Consider the following 4,916-nt stretch of genomic DNA (forward strand, 5'->3'; position numbering starts at 1 on the left):
TCTACAGTACACGGACTAATACTGTAGAAGTGATTTTACATATCTCGAAAAACTTCAAAAAAACGAAGTTTTTTAAACATGCCTTCTTATACTTCTCGTTGCTTTACTGGATCTGTTATAAAGCTGTATAATCCAGACAATGATTGGATTATATTACCTTCATCGACAGAAATCATCATACGAGCAACGAGAAATTTGGGAAACATAATTTTTCATAGATTATTGGGAGTTACCGTATTTTTTTATCAATTTAATGCTTATTATTCGTCTGTATCTTCATCTAAATCGCCGTCCATGCCATCATCTGTCCCATTATCTTCCACTTCATCTTCAGTGGCCGGATCTTCAACGCCTGGAAAGTCTTCTTCCATATCCTCTCCATCAGCACAAGCACCAAGCAGCAAACCTGCGGTTAGAGACAATGCGGTGAACTTAGCAAGTTTTTTCATGTATCTCTCTCCTTTTATACAGTTATTCAACTATCTACCGAAACATTACCAAAATTCCTAATTGATTTAAAGCAATAAGCCTTGCCTGACACCAATCTCTCATAATTGGGCCAAACTATTCATATTAGTAATATCAGAACACTCCTGCTTTGGTTTGATAATATAAATAACCGTAATCTGTTATAGAAATACTCTATCATGAATGAATAGCAATTCAAAAGAAAAGGCTTTTACAATTTCATCTCATTCTGTTACATTAACCAGCCATTTGTTAAACATTGGTAAAATATTCATTTTTTATGCAAAAAAGCTATAAGCGAATTCAATATTCGCTTATAGCTTTTTAGAAGTTGAAATTTATTCGAATACTTGTACATCAATGCTCTGTCTGCCGAACTGAATTGCAGAATCTAGACTTTCGAAGTGAATATCGATTCGATTACCAATGATTGCTCCACCAGTATCTCCTGCAATGTATTCTCCGTAGCCAGGTACATAGATTGTTGATCCTAAAGGAATAACATTAGGGTCTACAGCTATGACACGTGAATTTTCTCTTAGGTCAATTCCAGTAAATGTGTGATTACTCAATACTGGCTGATTACGAGAGTATGCGGTCGCCTCAACAGTCATCCAACGGCCGTTTTCTGAGGAAGAGGTTTGTGCTGTTGACTCTTCTGCTGGTTGAGTTTGCTCAACTGCTTCTTCAGCTGGTTCTTCTACAACAGTTTCTTCTACTACGTTTCCTTCAGCTGCTTCTTCTACAACAGTTTCTTCTACTACGTTTCCTTCAACTGGTTCTTCTACAACAGTTTCTTCTACTACCGCTTCTTCTGCTGGTTCTTCTACAACAGCTTCTTCTACTACGTTTCCTTCAGCTGCTTCAACTGCTTCTTCTACTTCTTCAGGTGTCTCAGTTTCAACTGCATCGCCATTTGACACGTCATAACTAACAACTTCTTCATCACCATTTTGTACGGAAATGACTGACAGGTCTCTACTTAGATAAATAGTAGATCCGACATGAATCAGACTACGATTATCAATATCATTAACGTTTACCAATTTATCTACTGAAATATCTGTAGCTTGAGATATGCCCCACATTGTGTCTCCCCACTGGAAGGTATATTTAAGGACATCGTCGCTTCCCTGGTTCTCATTCTGTGCCGCTATTTCCTGTTCGATCTGCGATACAGTTTTCGGCTCCCAGTTTGAACTGGTAAATTCATTTGCGCTGGCTTCAGACTCGTTAGTCAGGAATAATAGTCCTGCAGCTGAGAAAGTAATACCGGCTTTGATTAATTGATTTTTTTGTATAAACAAGTTTATACCCCTTTTCATAATTTACTACACGTCTCGTCTGTAGTGTCTTTTTGCTATTTACCCTAGGTCTTGCCCGGATAACTGTATGTATCTTACCATGCACTTTATAAAAGAAAAGGGGTTTAGACCATCTGTTACTTCCTTTTAGTCAGTCTGTATTGTTATCATTACATCCTTACGAGACTATTTCAAAAACCGTCTTAGTGTCAATTATGTGACAAATAAGACGGTTTTTGAAATATATTAGCTTGTATTATTTTATATCGTCAGCTGTTTCCGCTCATTATAGAACTGTCTGTATGCCAAGTAGCTGGCACTGAAGCTTGCGATACTCGTCACTGCGATAATCATGAACATAACAACGATCTGATACTTGATGGCTTCTGTCGGTTCTACTCCAGCAAATATCAGACCGGACATCATACCAGGCAGACTGACCAGTCCGACGGTCTTTGTGCTGTCAATCGATGGGCTCATCCCCGTTTTCACGCTGGCTCTAATAATGCTCATGGATGCCTGCTTTTCATTGGCCCCAAGTGACAGCTTTTCAAGAACCTGCTGACGCTGATCAGCGAATTTTGAGTTCAGAGACTGGAAAGTCAATCCGATAGCGACCATTGCATTACTTGCAATCATTCCTGTAATGGGAACGATCTGGGACGGCAGCCATTCAATTGCCCCGGAAACAACGAGAATGACCAGAGTTACTGCAGTACCTATGGTTATGGAGAAAAGTGAAATAGTTAAGGAATGCGGTATCCCGTCACTTCTCTGATGAGCATTGAAGCCTGCGTTGAACACTATGAACATTACCATAGCGAGTGTGACAAGCACATTGTCAAGCTGTATTACATAGCTCAGGACATAGCCGATAATAAACAGCTGGATTACTGCTCTTATGCCGGCAATAAAAATATCATTACCGAGTTCAAGCTTCTCTTTATATGCAATAAGTATGGCGATGATCAGCAAACCTGTAGAAAGGAACAGCGAAAAGTTATTGATTTCCAGATTAGCGTTCATTTAGAGTCCTCCAGTCTGCCGTCGATGATCGTGATCACTCTGTCTGCCTGACTGATCTCATTTTCATCATGGGTGACAGATAATGTAGTCAGGCCATTCTCTTTATTTAAAGTGTCCAGTATCCCGTGAATAATTTCCTTATTCTCAGCATCAAGCGAGCTGGTCACCTCATCAAGTAAGAGAACTTCCGGAAGATACATCATGTTTCTGATCAAAGCTACACGCTGTTTTTCTCCACCGGAGAGTTCGTTGATAGGCTTATCCAGGTAGGAGCGACTCAAGCTGACGCGTTCAAGCATATCTTTCGCTTTCTCTTCATCAAATTCTTCGTCTCTGATGTCATATGGAAAAGACAGGTTGTCCCTGACAGTCTGATCGAAGAGCGAAGCGTTCTGGAAAAAGTAGGAGACCTTCTGGCGATACTTTAGAGGATTGGTCTCCTGTATGTTCTTTCCATGGAACAAAACCTTTCCGTCAGTCGGATTGATGATGTTCCCGATGATCTTTAATAAGGTGCTCTTTCCTCCTCCGGACGGTCCTGTTATCGTTACCCTTTCCCCTTTCTCGACAGAAAAAGAAATCGACTCCAGGATAGACTGATTGTCTGTCTTAAATGAAATGTTACTAATTTCGAGCTGGTGGTCAGACATCGCGACACTCCTTTATAGTTTTTATCATGTAATAATCATTATAAACTATTCACTTTCATTCGCAACCCTTTGTTCTTCGATCCACTCTTCTTCCGCTTCTGTGATCCGTTCAGCCTGCACTTCCTGAGCCAGATAGGAAAAACCTTCTCCAGTAACTTCCTGAACATGTGAGATGGTCATGAAGGCATTCGGATCGATAGCCTCTACGATACGCTTAATTGGAAGAACTTCCCGTCGACTGATGATGATATAAAGAATGTCTTTCTTCTCCTTAGTGTAGTAGCCACGTCCATCCAATATGGTAATGCCTCGCCCGAGCTGGTTTTCGATGGCTTCGGCAATCTCTAGATGCTTTTTAGATATAATAAAGAAGGATTTTCTCGGATTCAACCCTTCTAGAATAAAGTCAATGACCTTACTTTGAATGTAGAGGTTGATCAATGTGAGAAACGCATTCTCTGCACCAATGACAAATGCACTGGGCAGGACGATAAACACATCGATCATCAAAAGACCAGTTGGTATATTTATCCCGAGATATTTCTCCATCAACTTGGCAATAATATCACTGCCTGCTGTTGTCCCGTGACCCAGCATAATCAGGCCAATACCTGCACCCATAAAAATGCCTGAACCGATTGGGGCTAGCAAAGTCGTTTCAGGAATGAACTGATAACCTGTGACCACGAGGAGCATAACCGAAATGATCGCATTGGCTACGAGAGTATAATGGAGCGTTTTTTTGTCAAGAAACTTATATCCAACAGCCAGTATGAACATGTTGATAATAAAAATCGTATAAGATGGTGGGATATCGATAAGATAAAAAAGGATCAGAGAAAACCCAGTCAGGCCTCCTTCAGCCAAATCGTTTGGTACAGTAAAGACGTTCACACTGGTCGCATATAAAACTGAGCCTATTATGATAAGCATAAAATTTTTCAAACGCACTTTAGTGATTAGCTCATTGATCATCCCTTGTCCTCCTCATACACTTTTATTCCATCTACATAAGTGGAATTCACTGTTATATTCTTTATCTCAGAAGGAGTAACTGAAAAAATATCCTGATTCAGTATAGCAAAGTCTGCCAGATAACCTTCTTTAATTCGTCCCTTTATATCCTCATCAAAGCTCGCATAGGCACTTTCATAAGTGTAGGCATCGACTGCCTCATAGATAGACATCGCTTCGTTAGGAAGATAGGCTTTCTCAAGCGGCTCATTCAGTCTGTTTCGTGTAACTGCACACTGAATATTTTCAAACGGATCGAATGAAACGATCGGTGCATCGCTACTGAATGACTGATGAACCCCTTTATCCTTCATTGTTTTAAATAAGTAACTCAAGTTTCGCACCCCTAAGAACGACGTTCTATCCTTTTACCGTAAAGATCAGTTAGAATATTGAACTTAAAAGTACAGAAAAAGACACCTCTCTTTGGTAAAATGTAGTTACCAACAAACAT

The 4,916-nt window shown here is 40.0% G+C and carries 6 protein-coding genes; all 6 read right to left on the reverse strand.

Features of this window, described 5'->3' with window-relative positions; genetic code table 11:
• Window positions 1-260 precede the first annotated feature (260 nt).
• The 6 genes from ACYQ2O_RS10445 to ACYQ2O_RS10470 all read right to left on the reverse strand — a co-directional run bounded on the left by ACYQ2O_RS10445 (window position 261) and on the right by ACYQ2O_RS10470 (window position 4,797).
• Window positions 261-449: a hypothetical protein gene (locus tag ACYQ2O_RS10445; RefSeq protein ID WP_459771128.1), complete on the reverse strand. Its 189-nt coding sequence runs from the start codon at window positions 447-449 to the stop codon at window positions 261-263.
• 357 nt (window positions 450-806) lie between these two features.
• Window positions 807-1,775 (reverse strand): 3D domain-containing protein, encoded by a 969-nt coding sequence (locus ACYQ2O_RS10450; protein WP_459771130.1) that lies wholly within the window; start codon window positions 1,773-1,775, stop codon window positions 807-809.
• Between the two features lie 258 nt (window positions 1,776-2,033).
• Entirely contained in the window at window positions 2,034-2,798 is a 765-nt protein-coding gene (locus ACYQ2O_RS10455; protein WP_459771132.1) for an ABC transporter permease, read from the reverse strand.
• Entirely contained in the window at window positions 2,795-3,448 is a 654-nt protein-coding gene (locus ACYQ2O_RS10460; RefSeq protein ID WP_346024490.1) for an ABC transporter ATP-binding protein, read from the reverse strand. The genes ACYQ2O_RS10455 and ACYQ2O_RS10460 overlap by 4 nt, the downstream gene beginning before the upstream one ends.
• A 45-nt stretch (window positions 3,449-3,493) precedes the next feature.
• Entirely contained in the window at window positions 3,494-4,423 is a 930-nt protein-coding gene (locus ACYQ2O_RS10465; RefSeq protein WP_346024491.1) for a YitT family protein, read from the reverse strand.
• Window positions 4,420-4,797 (reverse strand): amidohydrolase family protein, encoded by a 378-nt coding sequence (locus ACYQ2O_RS10470; RefSeq protein WP_459796568.1) that lies wholly within the window; start codon window positions 4,795-4,797, stop codon window positions 4,420-4,422. The genes ACYQ2O_RS10465 and ACYQ2O_RS10470 overlap by 4 nt, the downstream gene beginning before the upstream one ends.
• Window positions 4,798-4,916 lie beyond the last annotated feature (119 nt).

It is taken from the genome of Alkalibacterium sp. m-11, from assembly GCF_054658155.1.

Excerpts from the sequence above, each read along its gene's own strand:
- ACYQ2O_RS10445 (WP_459771128.1), bottom strand. The coding sequence starts at position 449 with ATGAAAAAACTTGCTAAGTTCACCGCATTGTCTCTAACCGCAGGTTTG.
- ACYQ2O_RS10455 (WP_459771132.1), bottom strand. The coding sequence starts at position 2,798 with ATGAACGCTAATCTGGAAATCAATAACTTTTCGCTGTTCCTTTCTACA.
- ACYQ2O_RS10460 (WP_346024490.1), bottom strand. The coding sequence starts at position 3,448 with ATGTCTGACCACCAGCTCGAAATTAGTAACATTTCATTTAAGACAGAC.
- ACYQ2O_RS10465 (WP_346024491.1), bottom strand. The coding sequence starts at position 4,423 with ATGATCAATGAGCTAATCACTAAAGTGCGTTTGAAAAATTTTATGCTT.